Origin of the sequence: Ectothiorhodospira shaposhnikovii (genome assembly GCF_047222355.1) — a bacterium.
In the GTDB taxonomy this organism is placed as follows: Bacteria; Pseudomonadota; Gammaproteobacteria; order Ectothiorhodospirales; family Ectothiorhodospiraceae; genus Ectothiorhodospira.
Genome location: NZ_CP178333.1, coordinates 3,166,842 through 3,183,754 on the forward strand (window position 1 = coordinate 3,166,842; position 16,913 = coordinate 3,183,754).

20 protein-coding genes and 1 pseudogene are annotated in these 16,913 nt (G+C 62.1%); 6 read left to right on the forward strand and 15 right to left on the reverse strand.

Features of this window, described 5'->3' with window-relative positions:
• Window positions 1–92 precede the first annotated feature (92 nt).
• The 8 genes and pseudogenes from tatB to hisB all read right to left on the reverse strand — a co-directional run.
• Window positions 93–380, reverse strand: a pseudogene (tatB, locus tag ACLF6L_RS14570) (Sec-independent protein translocase protein TatB); the annotation flags it as partial.
• An 83-nt stretch (window positions 381–463) separates the two neighbouring features.
• Entirely contained in the window at window positions 464–733 is a 270-nt protein-coding gene (gene tatA, locus ACLF6L_RS14575; protein WP_238616443.1) for a Sec-independent protein translocase subunit TatA, read from the reverse strand.
• 59 nt (window positions 734–792) lie between these two features.
• Window positions 793–1,119: a phosphoribosyl-ATP diphosphatase gene (locus tag ACLF6L_RS14580; RefSeq protein WP_008930908.1), complete on the reverse strand. Its 327-nt coding sequence runs from the start codon at window positions 1,117–1,119 to the stop codon at window positions 793–795.
• Entirely contained in the window at window positions 1,109–1,522 is a 414-nt protein-coding gene (hisI, locus tag ACLF6L_RS14585) for a phosphoribosyl-AMP cyclohydrolase (protein WP_238616444.1), read from the reverse strand. The genes ACLF6L_RS14580 and hisI overlap by 11 nt, the downstream gene beginning before the upstream one ends.
• A gap of 241 nt (window positions 1,523–1,763) precedes the next feature.
• On the reverse strand, window positions 1,764–2,534 hold the full coding sequence (gene hisF / locus ACLF6L_RS14590; RefSeq protein WP_238616445.1) for an imidazole glycerol phosphate synthase subunit HisF: 771 nt from the start codon (window positions 2,532–2,534) through the stop codon (window positions 1,764–1,766).
• 14 nt (window positions 2,535–2,548) lie between these two features.
• A complete protein-coding gene (gene hisA, locus ACLF6L_RS14595; protein WP_238616446.1) occupies window positions 2,549–3,286 on the reverse strand; it encodes a 1-(5-phosphoribosyl)-5-[(5-phosphoribosylamino)methylideneamino]imidazole-4-carboxamide isomerase in 738 nt (245 codons plus the stop codon).
• 26 nt (window positions 3,287–3,312) lie between these two features.
• On the reverse strand, window positions 3,313–3,960 hold the full coding sequence (gene hisH / locus ACLF6L_RS14600; protein ID WP_412851946.1) for an imidazole glycerol phosphate synthase subunit HisH: 648 nt from the start codon (window positions 3,958–3,960) through the stop codon (window positions 3,313–3,315).
• Between the two features lie 40 nt (window positions 3,961–4,000).
• Window positions 4,001–4,594: an imidazoleglycerol-phosphate dehydratase HisB gene (hisB, locus tag ACLF6L_RS14605; RefSeq protein WP_238616448.1), complete on the reverse strand. Its 594-nt coding sequence runs from the start codon at window positions 4,592–4,594 to the stop codon at window positions 4,001–4,003.
• 174 nt (window positions 4,595–4,768) lie between these two features.
• Between hisB and fnr the strand changes: the two genes are divergently transcribed.
• Window positions 4,769–5,551: a fumarate/nitrate reduction transcriptional regulator Fnr gene (gene fnr / locus ACLF6L_RS14610; RefSeq protein ID WP_238616449.1), complete on the forward strand. Its 783-nt coding sequence runs from the start codon at window positions 4,769–4,771 to the stop codon at window positions 5,549–5,551.
• Between the two features lie 25 nt (window positions 5,552–5,576).
• Here fnr and dtd read toward each other — a convergent pair whose 3' ends face one another.
• Together dtd and pip are read right to left on the reverse strand one after the other, a co-directional pair.
• Entirely contained in the window at window positions 5,577–6,017 is a 441-nt protein-coding gene (gene dtd, locus ACLF6L_RS14615; protein ID WP_238616450.1) for a D-aminoacyl-tRNA deacylase, read from the reverse strand.
• Window positions 6,014–6,970, reverse strand: coding sequence for a prolyl aminopeptidase (pip, locus tag ACLF6L_RS14620; protein ID WP_412851947.1), 957 nt, complete (start codon window positions 6,968–6,970; stop codon window positions 6,014–6,016). The genes dtd and pip overlap by 4 nt, the downstream gene beginning before the upstream one ends.
• Before the next feature lie 318 nt (window positions 6,971–7,288).
• Between pip and ACLF6L_RS14625 the strand changes: the two genes are divergently transcribed.
• Together ACLF6L_RS14625 and ACLF6L_RS14630 are read left to right on the forward strand one after the other, a co-directional pair.
• Entirely contained in the window at window positions 7,289–8,119 is an 831-nt protein-coding gene (locus ACLF6L_RS14625) for a tRNA 2-thiocytidine biosynthesis TtcA family protein (RefSeq protein ID WP_412851948.1), read from the forward strand.
• On the forward strand, window positions 8,107–8,982 hold the full coding sequence (locus ACLF6L_RS14630) for a lysophospholipid acyltransferase family protein (protein WP_238616452.1): 876 nt from the start codon (window positions 8,107–8,109) through the stop codon (window positions 8,980–8,982). Before ACLF6L_RS14625 ends, ACLF6L_RS14630 begins: the two co-directional genes overlap by 13 nt.
• Here the strand turns inward: ACLF6L_RS14630 and ACLF6L_RS14635 are convergent.
• Window positions 8,979–9,251: a PilZ domain-containing protein gene (locus ACLF6L_RS14635; RefSeq protein WP_238616453.1), complete on the reverse strand. Its 273-nt coding sequence runs from the start codon at window positions 9,249–9,251 to the stop codon at window positions 8,979–8,981. The two genes, ACLF6L_RS14630 and ACLF6L_RS14635, sit on opposite strands and share 4 nt — an antisense overlap.
• Before the next feature lie 268 nt (window positions 9,252–9,519).
• Here ACLF6L_RS14635 and ACLF6L_RS14640 point away from each other — a divergent pair, with 268 nt between their 5' ends.
• Window positions 9,520–9,837 (forward strand): c-type cytochrome, encoded by a 318-nt coding sequence (locus ACLF6L_RS14640; RefSeq protein WP_238616454.1) that lies wholly within the window; start codon window positions 9,520–9,522, stop codon window positions 9,835–9,837.
• 16 nt (window positions 9,838–9,853) lie between these two features.
• On the forward strand, window positions 9,854–11,146 hold the full coding sequence (locus ACLF6L_RS14645; protein WP_412851949.1) for an FCSD flavin-binding domain-containing protein: 1,293 nt from the start codon (window positions 9,854–9,856) through the stop codon (window positions 11,144–11,146).
• Between the two features lie 35 nt (window positions 11,147–11,181).
• Here ACLF6L_RS14645 and ACLF6L_RS14650 read toward each other — a convergent pair whose 3' ends face one another.
• The 4 genes from ACLF6L_RS14650 to ACLF6L_RS14665 all read right to left on the reverse strand — a co-directional run bounded on the left by ACLF6L_RS14650 (window position 11,182) and on the right by ACLF6L_RS14665 (window position 16,049).
• A complete protein-coding gene (locus ACLF6L_RS14650) occupies window positions 11,182–11,388 on the reverse strand; it encodes a YdcH family protein (protein ID WP_200173665.1) in 207 nt (68 codons plus the stop codon).
• A gap of 61 nt (window positions 11,389–11,449) precedes the next feature.
• Window positions 11,450–14,335 carry an EAL domain-containing protein gene (locus tag ACLF6L_RS14655; RefSeq protein WP_412851950.1) on the reverse strand — a complete coding sequence of 962 codons (2,886 nt, stop codon included), beginning with the start codon at window positions 14,333–14,335 and terminating at the stop codon, window positions 11,450–11,452.
• A 2-nt stretch (window positions 14,336–14,337) separates the two neighbouring features.
• Window positions 14,338–15,570 carry a hypothetical protein gene (locus ACLF6L_RS14660; RefSeq protein ID WP_412851951.1) on the reverse strand — a complete coding sequence of 411 codons (1,233 nt, stop codon included), beginning with the start codon at window positions 15,568–15,570 and terminating at the stop codon, window positions 14,338–14,340.
• Window positions 15,567–16,049: a hypothetical protein gene (locus ACLF6L_RS14665; RefSeq protein ID WP_412851952.1), complete on the reverse strand. Its 483-nt coding sequence runs from the start codon at window positions 16,047–16,049 to the stop codon at window positions 15,567–15,569. Before ACLF6L_RS14665 ends, ACLF6L_RS14660 begins: the two co-directional genes overlap by 4 nt.
• 329 nt (window positions 16,050–16,378) lie before the next feature.
• On the opposite strand from ACLF6L_RS14665, the gene ACLF6L_RS14670 reads away from it, so the two are divergent.
• Entirely contained in the window at window positions 16,379–16,888 is a 510-nt protein-coding gene (locus ACLF6L_RS14670; RefSeq protein WP_412851953.1) for a transcriptional repressor, read from the forward strand.
• Window positions 16,889–16,913: the final 25 nt, after the last annotated feature.

Below are 16,913 nucleotides of genomic sequence, written 5' to 3' on the forward strand. Positions count from 1 at the left end.
TCGGGGGGCGTCGACGAGGCGGGAGGTTTACCGGCCCCGGCATCACCAGACGCCGCCGGAGCGTTGCCTTCCTTGACCTCATCCTCCACGGACCTGACCCGATCCCGGGTCTTGTCCACCGACCGACGCAGATCCTGCTCCGTATCCTGCATCATGGTCTTGAGGCGGCCGATCTCCCGCTCCTGGTCCTCAAGCATCTTCTTGAGTTCTTCGGTCCGCAACTCCTGTTCGATATCGGAGCGCACGCTGCTGACGAAACGACGGATCTTGCCGACCCAGCGACCGATTTCACGGGCCAGCTTGGGCAGGCGTTCCGGCCCCACGACCAGAAGCGCCACCAGGCCGATGACGATGAGTTCCCAGAATCCGAAATCGAACATGCGTCCGTATCAACCGCCGCGGTTATGAGGATGGGTCGGGCGGGGCCTGACGGCCGCCGCCCGGCATGAAGACCTGTCGGGAATCAGGAGTGACGCTCGCCTTCCCGGGTCTTGTTCTCGGTGGTGGCCTCGGCCTCGAATACGCGACCGGGCTTGTCTTCCAGGGGCTTGTGCTGCGTATCTTCATTACCCTTGTCGGCCTCGGCTTCGCCTTCACGGACCGATTGCCGGAAATTCTTGATGGCGCTGCCCAGATCGCCGCCCATGTTGCGCAGCTTCTTGGTCCCGAACAGCAGGACCACGATGACCAGGATGATGAGCAATTGCCAGATGCTGATGCCGCCAAAACCCATGAGATGCCTCCAGATGTGTCAGTAATGTATCCGCTGTGATCCGTATCGTGAGCGGCGGACTAGCGGGCGCCGCGCGCCGCCTTCTCCTCCAACCCCGACAGACCGAAACGCCGTTCCAGTTCCGCCAGCACCTGGCCCGGACCCAGCCCCTGCTGCGCCAGCATCACCAGGGTGTGGAACCACAGATCGGCGGTCTCATGGATCAGCTGCTCGGGATCGCCGTTCTTGGCGGCCACCACCGTCTCGGTGGCTTCCTCGCCCACCTTCTTGAGGATGCTGTCCAGCCCCTTGGCATACAGACTCGCCACATAGGAACTGGAGGCATCCGCGCCCTTGCGGGACTCCAGCACCCGAGCCAGCTGTTCGAGGATGCGATCATCGGCCATGGGAAGGGGCCTCCTCACCGTAGATGGCCGCCGGATCCTTGAGAACCGGATCGACTTCCACCCATTCACCGTCCCGATACTGATGATAGAAACAATGGCGCCGACCGGTATGACAGGCGATGCCGCCTTTCTGCTCCACCTTCAGCAGGATCACGTCGCGATCGCAGTCCAGCCGCAGGTCATGCACCACCTGCACATGCCCCGAGCTTTCCCCCTTGTGCCACAGCCGGGCCCGGGAGCGCGACCAGTAGACCGCCTCGCCGATTTCCAGGGTACGGGCCAGGGCCTCGCGGTTCATCCAGGCGACCATCAGCACGCAGCCATCGGCATGGTCCTGGGCGATGACGGGGACAAGACCGTCGGCATTCCATCGAATCATGTCCAGGGGAGTTTTCAGGGTCATGCACCAAGTCTGGGGATATAGGTATCGGGCATGTACTTTAAACCGTTGGCGGGGGAATTTACCAGCAACCGGGGAACATGCCCCCAAGGAAGTTCTACCCCGAAGGCCCTTTTGCCGTCCTCCCGCGAAGGCGGGAGTCCAGGATGTTCAATCCGCCGCTGGATTCCCGCTTTCGCGGGAACGACATGCCCAGAGGCGCCGATGACCTGCCCCGAAACGAAAATGACCTCTTCAGGTCACCCTACAGGCGAATCTCGACACCCCGTTCGGCCATGTATTGCTTGGCCTCGCCCACGGTGTGCTCACCGAAATGAAAGATGCTGGCGGCCAGTACCGCGTCCGCGTGCCCCTCGGTGACCCCCTCCACCAGATGCTGAAGATGCCCCACGCCGCCGGAGGCGATCACCGGTACCGTCACCGCGTCGGCGATGGCCCGGGTGAGCGGCAGGTCGAAGCCCTGACGGGTGCCGTCCCGGTCCATGCTGGTGAGCAGGATCTCGCCCGCTCCGTTGTCCACCATGCGCCGGGCCCAATCGATGGCATCCAGCCCGGTGGGCTTGCGACCGCCGTGGGTGAAGATCTCCCAGCGCAGGGGCTCCCCCGGCGCGGACACCTGCTTGGCGTCGATGGCCACGACGATGCACTGGGAACCGACCCGGTCCGCCGCCTCGCGCACGAAATCCGGGTTGAAGACCGCGGCGGTATTGATGGACACCTTGTCCGCCCCCGCATTGAGCAGGCGCCGGATGTCTTCGACCCGGCGAATGCCGCCCCCCACCGTCAGGGGGATGAACACTTGTTCGGCCACCTGCTCCACCACGTGCACGATGGTTTCGCGCTCATCGGAACTGGCGGTGATGTCCAGGAAGGTGAGTTCATCGGCCCCTTCGGCATCATAGCGCCGGGCGATCTCCACCGGATCACCGGCATCCCGGATCTCGACGAAGTTGACGCCCTTGACCACGCGGCCACGGTCCACGTCCAGACAGGGGATGATTCTCTTGGCAAGCATGGTCGACCCTGGGCTCAGGCGGCGTTCTGGTCCGCCAGGGCCTGGGCCTCGGCAAGACTGAGGGTACCTTCGTAAAGGGCGCGCCCGACGATGACGCCAGTGACTCCCTCGTCTTCCACCGCGCACAGACGGCGGATATCCTCAATATTGGTGACGCCGCCGGAGGCGAATACCGGGATGTTCACCGAACGGGCCAGGCTCACGGTGGAGTCCACGTTCACCCCCTGCATCATGCCGTCGCGGGAGATGTCGGTGAAGATGATGCCGGCCACGCCGTCCTGCTCAAAGTGCCTGGCCATGTCTTCCACGTCGTGATGGGACAGCTTGGACCAGCCGTCGATGGCCACCTTGCCGTTCTTGGCATCCAGCCCGACGATGATGCGTCCGGGAAACTCCAGGCACAGGTCATTGACGAAGTGGGGAGCGCTGACGGCCTTGGTGCCGATGATCACCCACTGTACGCCCGCATCCAGATAGGCCTGCACCGTGTCGTCGTCACGGATGCCGCCACCCACCTGCACCGGCAGGTCGGGGAAGCGCGACACGATCTCGCCGATGATGTCCGCGTTGCGGGGACGGCCGGCGATGGCGCCGTCCAGATCCACCAGATGCAGCCTTCTTGCACCTTCGTCCACCCAGCGCGCCGCCATCTCCACCGGGCTTTCGGAAAATATCGTCGAGTCATCCATGCGCCCCTGGCGCAGCCGCACACACTTGCCGTCCTTGAGGTCGATGGCCGGGATCACCAGCATGATCTAATTCCCCTGATTGACTGATTTCAGACGCCGCCGGTCCAGTGCATGAAATTGCGCAGCAGGGTCAGACCCGTGGCGGCGCTCTTTTCCGGATGACACTGGATGGCGAAGATATGGTCCTTGGCGATGGCCGAGGTGAACGGCATCCCGTAGTCCGTGGTACCCGCCACCACCTGGAGGGCGGCCGGCTCGACATAATAGCTGTGCACAAAATAGAAACGACTGTCCTGCTCGATGCCGGCCCACAGTGGATGGGCATGGACCTGGTGGACCCGATTCCAGCCCATGTGGGGGATCTTCAGGCGCTCGCCCCGGGCATCGGTCAGATCGACGCCAAACCAGCGCACCCGCCCCGGGACGATCCCCAGGCACCGGGTACCCCCGTTTTCCTCACTGTGATCCATGAGCACCTGCATGCCCATGCAGATGCCCAGGAACGGCCGGGTCAGCGCCGTCTCGCGCAATACCCCCGACAATCCCCGCTGATCAAGGGCCTGCATGCAGTCACGGGCCGCCCCCTGGCCGGGGAAGACCACCCTGTCCGCTTCCAGGATGTCAGCGGGGCGATCCGTAAGCAGCACCCGGGTGCCGGCCGGGGCCGCGTGCTCCAGGGCCTTGACCACGGAGCGCAGGTTGCCCATGCCGTAATCCACCACCGCAACAGTATTCATAAAGGGTTCTTCGAAAGTCGGGCCGGGAAGACGGATACGTTCAGAGCACGCCCTTGGTGGAGGGCATCACCCCCTGCATGCGGGGGTCCGGCTCCAGCGCCATGCGCAGGGCGCGGCCGAAGGCCTTGAACAGGGTTTCGGCGATATGATGGGCGTTCCTGCCCCGCAGACAGTCCAGGTGCAGGGTGACGCGGGCATGATTGACGAAGCCCTGGAAGAACTCCTCGAACAACTCCACCTCGAACCGGCCGATGCGATCCCTGGGGTAGGTCACGTGATACTGCAGGCCCGGGCGACCGGAAAAGTCGACAACCACCCGGGACAGGGCTTCATCCAGGGGCACATAGGCATGGCCGTAACGGCGTATCCCCTGCTTGTCCCCCACCGCCTGGGCCATGGCCTGCCCCAGGGCGATACCGATGTCTTCCACCGTATGATGGTCATCGATATGGCGATCGCCGTCCGCCTGAATGGACAGGTCGATACAGCCGTGGCGGGCCACCTGATCCAGCATGTGGTCCAGGAAGGGGACGCCGGTGGCGAATTCGCCGCGGCCCTGGCCGTCCAGGTTGAGGGTGACCTGGATCCGGGTTTCCAGGGTATCGCGCGTGATCTGGGCTGTACGGGAAGTCATGGGCGCTGAAGCACTAATGAAGATTCAATGGGCCATCCTACCACAGCCTTGCGCCCACGGTGAGTCCTGCCGGCTTGTCTCCCGGCCCGGCTTTGGGTAAGGTGCCGAGTCAGTGCGTACCGAACCTCGGCAATGAGCTGGCGGCCGAAAGGCTGCAGGAGTGGTTGAACCCGCATGTCCGCCCCGAAGATCCTTGATCTAGGCAGTCTCAAGCAAGCCTGCAAGAGCTGCAGTCTCCACGATCTGTGCCTGCCCCTGGGGGTCGGCGATGAAGAGCTGCAGTTGCTCGAACGGATCATCAACCGAAAACGACCCCTGCAGCGCAAGGATCACCTCTATCGCCCCGGCGACCGTATGACATCCATTTACGCCGTTCGTTCCGGCACGGTGAAGACCTACACCCTCACCGATGACGGCCAGGAACAGATCACGGGCTTTCACCTGCCCGGCGAACTGCTGGGCCTGGACGCCATCAGCGACGGCGTCCATCCCTGCGCCGCCCGCGCCCTGGAAACCACCAGCATCTGCGAAATCCCCTTCGACCGTCTCGAGGAGCTTTCGGTTCGCATCCCGGGACTCCAACACCAGCTTTTTCGCATCATGAGCCGGGAAATCCAGACCGACGAGCACTTCATGATGCTGCTGGGCAAGAAGGCCTCCGATGCCCGGCTTGCCGCCTTCCTCCTCAGCCTTTCCAACCGCCTGGGCATACGTGGGTTCTCGCGCACGGAATTCAACCTCACCATGTCGAGAAACGACATCGCCAACTACCTGGGCCTGGCGGTGGAGACGGTGAGTCGACTCTTCACCCGCTTCCAGGCCGCCGGACTGATCCAGGTACGACGCAAGTTGATCACCATCTACGACCTGGATGGACTCTATACCGTGGCAGGCACCCAGCCGGTGGAAGACCTGCGCAACCACCACAACGGTAACGGCAAGTCGCCCCCGGCATGAGGGACGGCCAACGGCTCAAGGTGATCTAGCGGGCCTCGATCCAGAAGGTCACGGGGCCGTCGTTGGTGAGGGATACGGCCATGTCGGCGCCGAACCGGCCGGTGGCCACCCGCGGCCAGACTTCCCGCGCCCGGACCACCAGTTGATCGAACAGAACCTCCCCGGCCCGCGGATCCGCCGCCGGGGTAAAGCTGGCCCGCATGCCCTTGCGGGTATCCGCCGCCAGGGTGAACTGAGGCACCAGCAACAGGCCGCCCCCGGTCTCCCGCAGACTCAGGTTCATGCGCCCCTGCTCGTCCTCGAACAGGCGATAACCCAGCATCCGCTCCAGCAGACGCTCCACCTGGGCGGGACCATCCTCCCGCACCACCCCCACCAGGGCCAGGATGCCGGGGCCGATCTCGCCGACGGTCTCGCCGCTCACCACCACCCGGGCCTGACTCACCCGCTGCAGCAGGGCGATCATGTCAGGCGATCCGCCAGCGCCTGGGTTGCCCTCACCAGCGCCTGGGCAATCCCCGGCTCACCGGCGGAATGGCCGGCGTCCGGCACGATGGTGAACTCCGCCCGGGGCCAGGCATGGTGCAGAGCCCAGGCCTGATCCACCGGGCACACCACGTCATAACGTCCATGGACGATGTAACCCGGAATCTCCGCCAGACGATGGGCGTCGCGCAGTAGCTGCCCCGGCGCCAGGAAGGCCTGATGCCGGAAATAATGGCACTCGATGCGGGCCAGACTCAGGGCGGTGAAAGGGTTCTGAAAATGCCCCACCGCGGCGGGATTGGTGATCAGGGTCGCCGTGCGCCCTTCCCACTCCGACCAGGCCTTGGCGGCCGCCATGCGGGCCACCTCGTCCGCACCGGTCAGACGCTGGTAATAGGCGGCCACCATGTCACTGCGCTCCGCTTCGGGAATCGGCGTCAGATAGTCGGCCCAGTAGTCGGGGAACAGGCGTCCGGCGCCCTCCTGGTAGAACCATCGGATATCCTCGTCACGGCACAGGAAGATGCCCCGCAACACCATGCCCAGCACCCGCTCGGGATGGGTCTGCGCATAGGCCAGGGCCAGGGTGGAACCCCAGGAACCGCCGAACAGGACCCAGCGATCGATCCCGAGCGACTCGCGAATGCGCTCCATGTCCGCCACCAGATCCCAGGTGGTGTTGCTTTCCAGGCAGGCATGCGGCGTGGAACGTCCGCACCCCCGCTGATCAAACAACACGATGCGATAACGGTTGGGGTCGAAGAAACGCCGATGCCAGGGTTCACACCCGGAGCCGGGTCCCCCATGAAGAAACACCACCGGCAAACCCGCTTCAGACCCGCACTCTTCCAGATAGAGACGATGGGGAGGATCCACATCCAGATGCCGGGTGCGATAGGGGCGAATGTCGGGGAACAGGGAATCAACGGACATGGGCACAAACCTTCTCCGGGTTCAGAGGGAGGCTCAAGGCACGCGTGTAAGAAAATCCCTACAGGTTTTCCGCCCTGAACCTCGTTTTTCATGGCTTTTGGGGAGTGTTCGCCGCCCCCGCCATTGTGAAATCATATACCCATGGTGCACGAAGCGCCTCCCAGGGATCCTGGGTTGATGGGGTAAGGGATGTCTCCGGACCAGGCGTGGAATGGATCCACCAGGCAGGCAGGGAGCGCCGCTTCAATCACCGGACCCGGGATGGTCTCGCTCCCACCAGGGATGGTGGGAGTTTTTTTTCCCACGGAAAGACTTGCCATGGATTCCGCCCAGTGGGTATCTTCGGCGGCCATGTCCAGCCCGATTCAACCCCCTCGTTCCCTGATCCGGGATACCGGTCGCGCCATCGGCGATTTCCGCATGATCCGGGACGGCGACCGCATTCTCCTTGGCCTGTCCGGCGGCAAGGACTCCCTGACCCTGCTGCACCTGTTGTTGTATTTCCGGCAACGGGCACCGGTTCGTTTCGAGGTCGGTGCCGTCACCATCGATCCCCAGACAGGTCTGACCGACAAACGCGCCCTGATCCCCTACCTCCAGGCACTGGGCGTACCCTATGCCTATGTGAGCGAGCCTATCCTGGCGCGGGCCGAAAAGCACCTGGACAACCACTCCTACTGTTCCTTCTGCTCCCGCATGCGGCGGGGCCTGATTTACCGCACGGCCCGGGAACAGGGCTACAACGTCATCGCCCTGGGACAGCACCTGGATGATCTGGCGGAGAGCTTTCTCATGAGCGCCTTCCACGGCGGCCGACTCAAGACCATGAAGGCCCATTACCGGATCGAGGCCGGAGACCTGCGCGTGATCAGACCTCTGGTCTACGCCCGGGAGCGGCGGATCCGCGACTTTGCACACAAGGCGGGACTGCCCATCATGGAGGAAAACTGCCCCACCCGATTCGGCAAACCCACCCAGCGGCCCCACATGAAGGCCCTGCTGGCCCGTGAGGAGCAGGACAATCCGGGACTGTTCAAGAGCCTGATCCGCACCCTGACGCCGCTCATGTCGGTGGGACTGGAGGATGTCCCCGACACCGCCGGGGCTCTTGCGAACGCCCCCCAGGCGGAATCGCCATGGAATTCCTGATCCGCCTCCTGTTTGCCCTGCTGGCCCGCATGCCCTTGCGGATGAACCATGCCCTGGGCGCCCTGCTGGGCTGGCTGGCCTGGATACTGAGAACCGAGCTACGCCGCATCTCCCTGATCAACGTGGCCGCCTGCTTCCCGGAACAGGATGCCGACTGGCATCACCGCATCGCCCGTCAGAGCCTCATGGAAACCGGCAAGGCACTGACGGAGGCCCCCTGGCTCTGGCATGCCGGCAGCGCGCGGGTACAGGCCCTACTGAGGGGGGTGGAGGGCGAGGAACACCTGAATCAGGCACTGGCACGGGGCCGGGGCGCCTTCCTGGTCTCGCCCCACCTGGGGAGCTGGGAGTTCGCGGGGCTGCACGCGGCCGGCTTCGGCACCATGACCAGCCTGTTTCGCCCCCCCCGACTGGCCGCCCTGGACCGCCCCCTGAGGGAGGCCAGGGCAGCCACCGGCGCCCGCCTGGTGCCGACGACGATGGCCGGCATCAAGGAAATCCAGCGGTCAGTCGCCCGCGGTGAGCTCATCGGCATGCTGCCGGACCAGACACCCAAGGGCGCCCGCGGCATCTTTGCCCCCTTCTTCGGGCGCCCCGCCCTCACCATGACCCTGCTCAACCGGCTGGCAGGGCCACGACGGGTGCCGATCGTGTTCGCGTTTGCGCAGCGCCTGCCGGCCGGAAAAGGATACCGCTATCGCTGCATTCCGGTGCCGGAAGCCGTGTACGCAGCGGATCCGCAAGTCGCGGCCCGCGCCATCAACGAGGCCGTGGAAACGTTGATCAGGCTGTGTCCCGAACAATACGTCTGGAGCTACAAGCGCTTCGCCACCCGCCCGCCCGGAGTGGACCGAATCTACTAGGGAAGGAACTCCACCGCCACCCCTTCCGGCAGGCGCCTGACCACCCGGGCGTTGACCAGAGGCGGCGCCTCGCCATCCCCGAGCTGCCCGCAGACCCTCACCTTCACTTCGGCCCCTTCCGCGGGAACCGATCCCTCCGGGATCAGCAGCATCACGCCGCCACCACTCAGATCAATGGTCTGCACGCGCCGGGGCGGTTCATCATCACAGTGAAGCTCCACCGTGATTTCCATGGGTACCCGTGGGTGTCTGCGCTGATCATGACTCATGGGTAGGCGTCTCTTGCATCCGCGGTCTGTGGAAAACTCATGCCCATAGGTTCTTATATCCGGATTATTGTGTATTAGCGGTATTTACCAGAGCAAATATATATTGCCCTTGAAGCCGTCCGCCGCCGGGACCATGACCCCGCATCAGTTGACACAAATCAATTCCCAAATACCATGAAAGATTAAGTATATGTCTCGAAGTTATCATCAAGGAACGGAAGCGGATACACGGAGCCCGCCACCTTACATAAGGAGGACACTGAATTCCATGAAACAGACCGTTTTGCGCCACACAGGCCGCGCCCTCGCAATCTTCCTGGTCGGCATGGGGCTGACCCAGACAGCAACCGCCGAAATCTCCCGCGGGGCCCTCATGGCCACCACATGCTATGCCTGCCACGGCACCGACGGACACAGTGCCGGCAGCATCCCCAGCATCTACGGGTATCCTCCGGAGATCATGATCTCGCAGATGAAGGCATTCCGGGACGGCACCCGGCCCGCCACCGTCATGGATCGCCATGCCACCGGTTACACGGATGAGGAAATCAAGCTCATCGCCGAATATCTCAGCACCCTGCGCTAGGAGAGGCACAGCGACCATGAGACAGATGTCACGCAGAAATTTCCTCCGCGCCCTGGGCGCCGGCGGTGCCGCCACCGCCCTGGCCGCCTGCGGCACCCTCCCGGACAGCCGCAAGGCCAAGGCCCAGGTAGTGGTGATCGGTGGTGGCTCGGGGGGCGCCACGGCCGCCAAGTATCTGAAGCGATTCGAGCCCAGCCTCAGGGTTGTGCTGATCGAACCCAATGCCCGCTATTTCACCTGCTACGGCTCCAACTGGTATCTGGGCGGACTGACCCGCATGGAAGACCTGGAGCAGACCTACGGGGCTCTGCGCGACCGGCACGGTGTCGAGATCATCCATGACACCGTCACCGCCATCGACCGTGATACCCGCACTGTTCATCTGGCCGGTGGAGAACAACTGAACTACCAGAAACTGGTGGTCTCACCGGGCATCGACTTCCGCTACGATACCTTGGAAGGGTACAGTCAGGCCGTGGCGGAAGAGATCCCCCATGCCTGGAAGGCCGGCCCCCAGACCGTAACCCTGCGCCGTCAACTGGAAGCCATGCCGGATGGAGGCGTGTTCGCCATGGTGGTGCCGGGCAACCCGTTCCGCTGCCCGCCCGGGCCCTATGAGCGGGCCGGCATGGTGGCCCACTATTTCAAGCATCACAAACCGCGATCCAAGATCATCATCCTGGACAATAAGGAGGCCTTTTCCAAACAGGGCCTGTTCATGGACGGCTGGAAGCAGCTTTACGGCGACATGATCGAGTGGGTGCCCAGCTCCCAGGGCGGGCAGGTGGAGCGGATGGATCCGGCCACCCGGACCGTCTATTCGGACGGCGGTCTTACCCGCTTTCGGGCGGACGTGCTGAACTTCATCCCGCCCCAGATGGCGGGCAGCATCGCCAGGGAGGCGGGCCTGGCCGACGCAACCGGCTGGTGCCCGGTCAACCAGCTCAATTTCCAGTCGGCGATGGATCCGGACATTTTCGTGATCGGGGATGCCTGTATCGCCGGGCAGATGCCCAAGTCCGGTCATTCCGCCAACACCCAGGGCAAGACCGCCGCCGCCGCCATCGTGCGCGCCATGGCTGACCAGGACATGCTGGCCCTGTCAACGGTGAATACCTGCTACAGCCTGGTAGGGCCGGACTACGGCATCAGTATTGCCGCCGTCTATCGCTACACGAACGGGGAAATCACCGGCGTGCCCGGCTCAGGCGGCGTCAGTCCCGCCGATGCCGGCCCGAATTTCCGCCGCCAGGAGGCCCGCTATACGCAGGGCTGGTACGACAGCATCACCGCGGACATATGGGGATAACATCTCAGCCCGGCGGGTTACCCCGTCGGGCCCTGTCAGGCGTTGAGATCGGGTATCAAGCGGCTCTCCAGCCGCGAGATGGCGTCCTTGAGAAGTAACTTGCGTTTTTTCAAACGGGTAAGTCGAACCTGATCCACAAAAGGCCCTTCGGCCAATCGATGAATCGCCTCATCCAGGGCACGATGCTCTTCAATGAGTTCAGCAAGACGGGTGCGAAGCGGATCCCTGTTTGTTGTGCTCAAACCGTTTCTCCGGCGACTGGGTTCCCCGCATCATCCCAAAACACGCACCGGCACGACAACTTCAGCCATTCAACCGGCTCAGAGTCTCCGCGAAACAACCTTCGGCGTGTCCTATCCATGATTCGGCCCTATCCGCCTCCACCGCCGGAGAGAACAGGTAGCCCTGCCCATTAGCGCAACCAAGATCCAGCAGACAGGCCACCTGCTCCGGTGTTTCCACACCCTCGGCCACCAGGGATTTGTTCAATTCCCGAGCAATCGCCGTCACCGCCCGAACAATGCCCACATGCCTTGAATCCGTGGTCAAGCGATGGACAAAGGACCGATCGATCTTCACGACATCAAAGGGCAGATCCTTCAACTGGCTCAAGGAAGAGTATCCGGTACCAAAATCATCCATGCACAGATCGATGCCGGCATCCTTGAGGGACGCCATCACCGAAAGGGCCTGCGCAACATTTTCCAGCACCGCACTTTCGGTGATCTCCACTTTCAGGTATCGACCGGTCAGACCATGGCGCTTCAACGCCTGCTCCATGACGGGCAGTAGTTCAGGATCACGAAACTGCTTTCCTGAAACATTGATGTTGATCGGGAGACAGACATCAGGGCACAGGCGCTTCCAGCGCGCAGCCTGTTCGATCGCCTGTTCCGCCACCCATCTCCCAATGGGAATGATCAGTCCGGTCTGCTCCGCCAAGGGAATGAAATCCGCGGGAGAGATCGGCCTGTCTCCCAGGGGTTGCCATCGCAACAATGCCTCGAACCCCAACAGATCGCCTTCGCGCAGAGAGACCACAGGCTGATAGTGCAACACGAACTCCTGGCGTTCGAGGGCGCGGCGCAAAGCCGTTTCCAGGGTCAGACGCTTGAATGCACTGACCCTCATGCCGCCGTGAAAGAACATGCTGCTCCCGGGGTTGTGCAGCTTGGCCTGGTACATGGCGGTATCCGCATTACGCAGCACATCCTCCGCACAGCGATCCTCGGGACGACCCAGGGCGATACCCACGCTGAAACTGACAAATATTTCCTGATCACCCACGCTCACGGGTGTTTCCATGGCGGAGCGCAGCCGTGTCACCACCTGCTGAACCTCCTCCTCCGAAGAAACATCCTCCAGCAGCAACACGAATTCATCTCCGCCAAAACGGGCCACGGAGTCTCCCGGACGGAGGCGCTCCCTGAGCCGCAAGCCCATTTGATGCAGCATCTGATCTCCGATCAGGTGCCCCAGGCTGTCGTTGACGGTCTTGAAATTGTCCAGATCCAGAAACAGCACGGCGAAACCACTGCCGGAACGCTGGAAACGGGTGATGGCCTGCTCCAGGCGATCCACCAGTAGTGTCCGGTTGGGTAACTGGGTCAGGTGATCATGAAGGGCATCATGGCGCAATTGCTCCTCGATCCGCCGCCGCTCGGTCACATCGCTCATGGAACCGGCGATGCGATGGGCCTTGCCCTGGGCGTTACGGACAGCAAGCCCCCTGAAGTGCATCCAGCGGTAGCCGTCCGCCCCATGACGCATTCGCTGCTCCGTTTCCAGCCACGGGCTATGCCCTTCGATATGCGCCTGCAGTTCCCTCTGCAGTCTGGGGAGATCGTCAGGATGCAGCCGGTCAAACCACTCATGGGGACTGGAAGTGATCTCACTCGACTCGCAACCCACCATGGCCTTCCAGCGGGGGGAATAAAAAATTTCATTGGTTTCCAGGTTCCAGTCCCACAGTCCGTCATTGGTTCCGGCGGCCGCCAGAGCATAACGTTCCCGTTCAATGGACAGTTCCAGTACCTTCAGGTCCAGAGATTCACGCTGACGACGCACGTCGGCCTCAAGCCGTTCCAGCCGGTCCGCAAGCCGCAACGTCGTGCGTTCCAGCAAGCTCAGTTCATCCGGAAACAACTGGCGCACGGGCTCATTCAGCTCGTTTCGCACCACGGAAAAACGGCGCTCGGCCAGCAATGGCAACAACCGAGCCACCCGGCGCAGGCGAAAAAGCGGCACACGGGTCATCGCAACGACCACCATGGCGAACAGCAGCATGCCGGCCACACCCATGAGCACATTCTGGCGCTGGGCAATGGCAATCTGTCGACGTACCGTGGTCACATCAGTGATGACCACGGAAAGGATCTGATGATCCGAGGCATCATCCAGCAGCAGGAAAGGCATTAATTCAAGCTGCAAGCCACCGTCAAGATGCACTACCCGGGCCTGGTTCGGTGCCATGTTTTCCAGTTCCTGGGAGTCCAGCAGGGAAGTCAGTCGATCACGGCGCGTAATTCCGATCAGTTTTCTCTCATCGGCCCCGGGAACCAGACTGAACATGGCCACATCCAGCGCAGAAAGCTCATGAAAGGACACGACCAGATGGGAAACCGGGCGCGCGAGTACCACCACGCCCACCGTCTGACCATTGGCCAGGACCGGGGCCACGGCATAGCTCAGGCAGGGCGACCGGCAATCGGTGAAGGTACTGGGTGTTTCCCTGAGCAGGGCATGATCCACCGCAGACCACAGGCGCTCAGGCGGCTCATAACCCGCTTCCAGAATCTGTATTTCCAGCAGGAAGCGCCCATGGAGATCGAGAAATCCCGCCAGCACAAGATCCGTATCCACCTGCAGGCTTGCCCACTGGGGAGCAAACAACCGTCCCAGTTCCCCGGCATCTCCCCGCTTCAAGGCCTGACGAAGCCCTGACAGGGAGGGGACCAGATGCGCGGTATTGAGCAGATCAGCATGGGACTGTCGCAGCAGCCCCTGAAGCTGCTTCTGGGAACGTGCCTGCTCCACTGCCCGCAATTCATCATACTGCCCTTGCAGATTGCCATGATTCATCACGGCAAATGCGGTAAAAAGCCCCCCAAGAAGCACCCCGAACACCAGGAGCAGCTTCCACTTCAGACTGAAGACCTGGCTGTCCTTTCTGTTGGTCAGGGGATGCATGCTCAAAAGGTGAAGGAGGCCTGCAGACCAAAGAGATCCCAGCGGGCTTTGCCGCCAGCCTGATCAAATGCGGGATTATCGGCCAGGGGGGTCAGGGCGGTCCCGTGGATATGGTGCCACTCGGCGCGCAGCAACCATTGAGGCGTCATACGCCAACCCATACCCAGAGTCCACTGATGCTGAAAGAATCGATGAGGTGCCTGTGGTGCCAGTGACTGGGACCCTCTTGAAGCCTCGGACTGTTGTTCGCCGCCGCGGTCATCACGGTCGTTCCAGTGGCTGTCATGACGCAGGAATGCCTCCCAGCCCCGAGCAAACCGGTAGGTTGCCTGGACGTAGTAACCTTGCTCATATCGGGTGGCGTCCGGCGCCAAGGGGATGAAGCCGCTGCGGCCGATACGGCGATGGGCCGCCTCCGCGACAAGACTGAAATCTTCACGGTTCCATTCCATGCTGAAAACCAGAGCGTCCACCGGAGCCTGCCCTCGGACCAGAAAGTCCTGCCCGCCAGGCCGGTATTCGGTGCGAACCCGTGAATAGGTCGCGGCCAACCTCAATAGGCCACCATCATGTTCGTAGAGCAGACGGAGGTTCTGGCCCGATGTCAACCGCAGATCACCGGGTGCGGATACCGTGCGCAGGAAAGCGGCCTGGGTCTCGTCCTGAAGCGTGGTGGGCAAAGCGAGCCCGAGATCCATCTGCAGACTCGACCGCTCGTGGAACCATTCCCAATATGCCGCCATACCATCGACGCCGATGTAAAAATCCCGGATGCCCAGACCTTCGACATAAACGGACTGGGGAAGCAGAATGCCGGGCCGGGTCGTGGCCACATCACGGGTTTCATTATGAAACCCGATGGGAATCTTGACTCGCCCCAAACGCACGCCGCCGTAGCCATCCGTGGAGGAATGGAGACGGTAATCCATGAAAGCATAGTCCATGCGAGGCGTGCCATCGTAAAGTTCTCCCGCCCTGCGACTGACCAGTTGGGCCGCCAGGGAGAGAGACGCCGTAGGGGCAAGAAATGCATTCACACCCAGTTCCGTCAGGTCGAAGCTGCCCTGGGTGCTGGAACCGTAATAGTTGTTATGGGTGGAGTGCAGATACCCCTGACTGATGAAACCATGCAGATGCAGCGGGGCGTCCAGGGCATGAAGCTGGGGCGACAACCAAAACAACGCGGCAAACAGGTACGCCGAAGCCCACGCTATCGCCTTCCGATGGCCGGTCATGGATTCCCCCCCTGAATGTTCAGAATGCGCATACCTTCCTGGGCCGCAGGCAGGCTCAGGTAGCCTATACCGCCCGCAGTAGTGGACACGCGCCGCAACATTTCGGTTTCGGAATTCACAACCACAGGACCGCTACTGGACCCGGAAAAGACACTCCGGTCCCAGGCTGACTGAAGCTGATACGGGAAGACACCGAGCACATCCTTGCTGAAGCTCGCATGGACCGGGTCTCGGGGATCCAGCACGAAGACCGTGAGTTTCTGTCCATCCAGGGCCTGCACCCGCAGGCTGAAAATTGCACGGATAGTTGCGATAGGTAGTGCGGTTTCAGCGATGGAATCATTGATCACCACCACTTGGGCACCAGCAGGAACGGATGAAAACAGAGCCGTCACAACCCACAGTGCAAGCGCCAGGGTTACCTGACGATAGCCGAAGATACCCGCTCCCCCAGGCCTCCGAAAGAAAGAGTCCCGCATTCTCCTGTCTACCCCTCGGCACGCAATTCCATCACTCCTTTTGCAAATACCAGGCTCCTGATCACGGCCACTCAAGGAAACACTGGATCAGTCCCTCGCCGTTACCCACGCGAAGATGGAAGTTCGGAACTCCAGGCCCATGATTGAATTCCCGCTGGCACGGGAATGCTCATTCAGAGCATCCTTGAGACATATGTAGCACCAAAATAGCCCAGGCTCCCAATCGAGTCCATAGCGGACATCTCCGGCCTCAACGCCTGCATCGCGTATTCTATGATATGAGTCCAGATACCGGGCCACCCTGCCGAGGCTCAAACAGGTAAAACTTGATGTGCAGACACAAAGCAGACATCTCCAATCCCGCGCACAATCACACGGCCTGCATCACTTCCGCCCTCAGCTCTGCGGAACGCCTGTGCCAGAACCGGGGGGTGAGACTGACCCCCCTGCGACGTCGGGTACTGGAAAAGATCTGGCAAAACCATGAGGCCATCAAGGCCTACGAATTGATTCATCAACTCAGCTCTGCCGACCATACCGTGAAGCCGCCCACGGTCTATCGCGCCCTGGACTTCCTGCTGGCTCAAGGCCTGATTCACCGTATCGAGAGCCTGAATGGCTTTGTGGGCTGCACCAATCCCGACCATGAGCATGACTGCCTGATGCTGATTTGCCGGAAATGCGGCGTGGTGACAGAGATGGAAAACGGGACGATCAGCCAGGAAGTGGCCGCGCAGGCCAGCCGTCAGGGCTTCATGCTGGAAAGGCAGATCATGGAAGGACGAGGGCTATGCGCCCATTGCAGGGATGACGACGAGGCACGGGACACCGGCCAGTGAGAACAGACATCCGGAGCCGTTCATC

Coding starts and splice junctions, on each gene's coding strand:
- tatA (WP_238616443.1), bottom strand. CDS start 733: ATGGGTTTTGGCGGCATCAGCATCTGGCAATTGCTCATCATCCTGGTC.
- ACLF6L_RS14580 (WP_008930908.1), bottom strand. CDS start 1,119: ATGGCCGATGATCGCATCCTCGAACAGCTGGCTCGGGTGCTGGAGTCC.
- hisI (WP_238616444.1), bottom strand. CDS start 1,522: ATGACCCTGAAAACTCCCCTGGACATGATTCGATGGAATGCCGACGGT.
- hisF (WP_238616445.1), bottom strand. CDS start 2,534: ATGCTTGCCAAGAGAATCATCCCCTGTCTGGACGTGGACCGTGGCCGC.
- hisA (WP_238616446.1), bottom strand. CDS start 3,286: ATGCTGGTGATCCCGGCCATCGACCTCAAGGACGGCAAGTGTGTGCGG.
- hisH (WP_412851946.1), bottom strand. CDS start 3,960: ATGAATACTGTTGCGGTGGTGGATTACGGCATGGGCAACCTGCGCTCC.
- hisB (WP_238616448.1), bottom strand. CDS start 4,594: ATGACTTCCCGTACAGCCCAGATCACGCGCGATACCCTGGAAACCCGG.
- fnr (WP_238616449.1), top strand. CDS start 4,769: ATGTCCGCCCCGAAGATCCTTGATCTAGGCAGTCTCAAGCAAGCCTGC.
- dtd (WP_238616450.1), bottom strand. CDS start 6,017: ATGATCGCCCTGCTGCAGCGGGTGAGTCAGGCCCGGGTGGTGGTGAGC.
- pip (WP_412851947.1), bottom strand. CDS start 6,970: ATGTCCGTTGATTCCCTGTTCCCCGACATTCGCCCCTATCGCACCCGG.
- ACLF6L_RS14625 (WP_412851948.1), top strand. CDS start 7,289: ATGGATTCCGCCCAGTGGGTATCTTCGGCGGCCATGTCCAGCCCGATT.
- ACLF6L_RS14630 (WP_238616452.1), top strand. CDS start 8,107: ATGGAATTCCTGATCCGCCTCCTGTTTGCCCTGCTGGCCCGCATGCCC.
- ACLF6L_RS14635 (WP_238616453.1), bottom strand. CDS start 9,251: ATGAGTCATGATCAGCGCAGACACCCACGGGTACCCATGGAAATCACG.
- ACLF6L_RS14640 (WP_238616454.1), top strand. CDS start 9,520: ATGAAACAGACCGTTTTGCGCCACACAGGCCGCGCCCTCGCAATCTTC.
- ACLF6L_RS14645 (WP_412851949.1), top strand. CDS start 9,854: ATGAGACAGATGTCACGCAGAAATTTCCTCCGCGCCCTGGGCGCCGGC.
- ACLF6L_RS14655 (WP_412851950.1), bottom strand. CDS start 14,335: ATGCATCCCCTGACCAACAGAAAGGACAGCCAGGTCTTCAGTCTGAAG.
- ACLF6L_RS14660 (WP_412851951.1), bottom strand. CDS start 15,570: ATGACCGGCCATCGGAAGGCGATAGCGTGGGCTTCGGCGTACCTGTTT.
- ACLF6L_RS14665 (WP_412851952.1), bottom strand. CDS start 16,049: ATGCGGGACTCTTTCTTTCGGAGGCCTGGGGGAGCGGGTATCTTCGGC.
- ACLF6L_RS14670 (WP_412851953.1), top strand. CDS start 16,379: ATGTGCAGACACAAAGCAGACATCTCCAATCCCGCGCACAATCACACG.